The sequence below is a fragment of the Nocardia sp. bgisy134 genome, from assembly GCF_965341865.1.
GTDB lineage: Bacteria > Actinomycetota > Actinomycetes > Mycobacteriales > Mycobacteriaceae > Nocardia.
This window is the reverse complement of record NZ_CBDQZP010000054.1, coordinates 1-1,919: the sequence shown is the minus strand read 5'-3', so window position 1 is coordinate 1,919 and position 1,919 is coordinate 1. Positions and strand designations below refer to the sequence as shown.

General features: G+C 65.2%; 1 protein-coding gene. It reads left to right on the top strand.

Going from position 1 to position 1,919, the window contains the following annotated elements; genetic code table 11:
* Positions 1-1,919: type I polyketide synthase (locus ACRWNM_RS36475; protein ID WP_431972724.1), on the top strand; the 1,919-nt coding region annotated here is incomplete at both ends.

Below are 1,919 nucleotides of genomic sequence, written 5' to 3'. Positions count from 1 at the left end.
ACCTGTCCCGGTGCGCCGCCACAGCCGAACCCCGGCAGGTCAGGCATTCGCGCAGAAGCTGGCCGGTCTCTCTGATACCGCTCGCAAGAGCGCCCTGCTCGACCTGGTCCGATCGGTCGCCGCCGACATCCTCGGGCACGCTTCTCTCGATGCTGTCGAACCCCAGCAAGCGTTCCAGCAGCTCGGGTTCGATTCTCTGGGCGCTGTCGAGTTCCGTAACAGGCTCAACGCCGCGACGGGTCTGCAATTGCCGGCCACTCTCATTTTCGATTACCCCAACGCGCAGATCGTCGCCGAGTTCATCGATTCCCAACTCACCGGTACCGGGGCTGTCGATGAACTCGCGATCAGTCGGGTACGAGCCGACGACGAGCCGATCGCGGTGGTGGCGATGAGCTGCCGCTATCCAGGTGGTGTCGTCTCGCCCGAAGACCTGTGGAATCTGGTCACCTCGGGTATCGACACCACCGGCGAGATGCCCGTGGATCGTGGCTGGGACATCGACGGTATCTATGACCCCGAACCTGGCAAGGCAGGCAAGACCTATACCCGTCAGGGTGGGTTCTTGTATTCGGCAGCGGAGTTCGATGCGGATTTCTTCGGGATCGGTCCGAACGAGGCCACGGGGATGGATCCGCAGCAGCGGTTGCTGTTGGAGGTGTCGTGGGAGGCGTTGGAACGGGCCGGTGTCGATCCTGTCGTGCTACGTGGCAGTTCGACCGGGGTGTTCACCGGTGTGATGTACCACGACTACGCGCAGGGCACTGGTAGCAGCGCCGGCGGTAGTTTGGTGTCGGGTCGGATCGCCTACACGCTCGGGCTGGAAGGCCCGGCGGTGTCGGTGGATACGGCGTGTTCGTCATCGTTGGTGGCGATGCACCTGGCTGCACAGTCGTTGCGGTCGGGTGAGTGTGATCTGGCGTTGGCCGGTGGTGTCGCGGTGATGGCCACCCCGGAGATGTTCCTCGAGTTCAGCCGTCAGCGGGGTTTGGCTCCGGATGGGCGGTGCAAGTCGTTCGCCGATGCCGCCGACGGTGTGGGCTGGTCCGAGGGCGCTGGAATGTTGGTGTTGGAGCGGTTGTCCGATGCCCGCCGTAATGGTCATGAAGTTCTCGCGGTGGTTGCGGGTTCGGCGGTGAATCAGGATGGCGCTTCGAATGGTTTGACCGCGCCGAATGGTCCTTCGCAGCGGCGGGTGATCCGTCAAGCGCTGGCGAATGCGAGGGTGTCGCCGGTCGAGGTCGATGTGGTCGAGGCTCACGGCACCGGCACCACCCTCGGGGACCCGATCGAAGCCCAAGCGCTGCTTGCTACTTACGGTCAGGACCGGGACCCGGATCGTCCGTTGTGGTTGGGGTCGTTGAAGTCCAATATCGGTCATGCTCAGGCCGCGGCGGGTGTGGGTGGTGTGATCAAGATGGTGATGGCGATGCGCCATGGTGTGTTGCCGCGGACGCTGCATGTCGATCAGCCCAGCACCAAGGTCGATTGGACCGAGGGGCATATCCGGTTGCTGACCGAGCAGGTGGCGTGGCCGGAGGTGGATCGGCCGCGTCGGGCTGGTGTGTCCTCGTTCGGGATCAGCGGCACGAATGCTCACGTCGTCCTCGAGCAGGCTCCGACGCCGGTGGGGGCTCCGGAGCCGGTGGCCAAGACCGTCCCGGCCGGTGGCGTGCTGCCGTGGGTGGTCTCGGCGCGTAGCGGTGCGGCTCTTGCCGGACAGGCTGCCCGGCTGGCATCGCATGTCGTCGATCACGACCTGGATCCGGTGGACGCCGGTTTCTCGATGGCGTCCACGCGTGCTGTGTTCGAGCATCGCGCGGTTATCGTCGCCGATGACCGCGATGGTCTGCTCGAGGGTGCGCGGGCGTTGGCCGCCGGCGTGCAGGCACCGGGTGTGGTGTCCGGTCGTGTGGTGT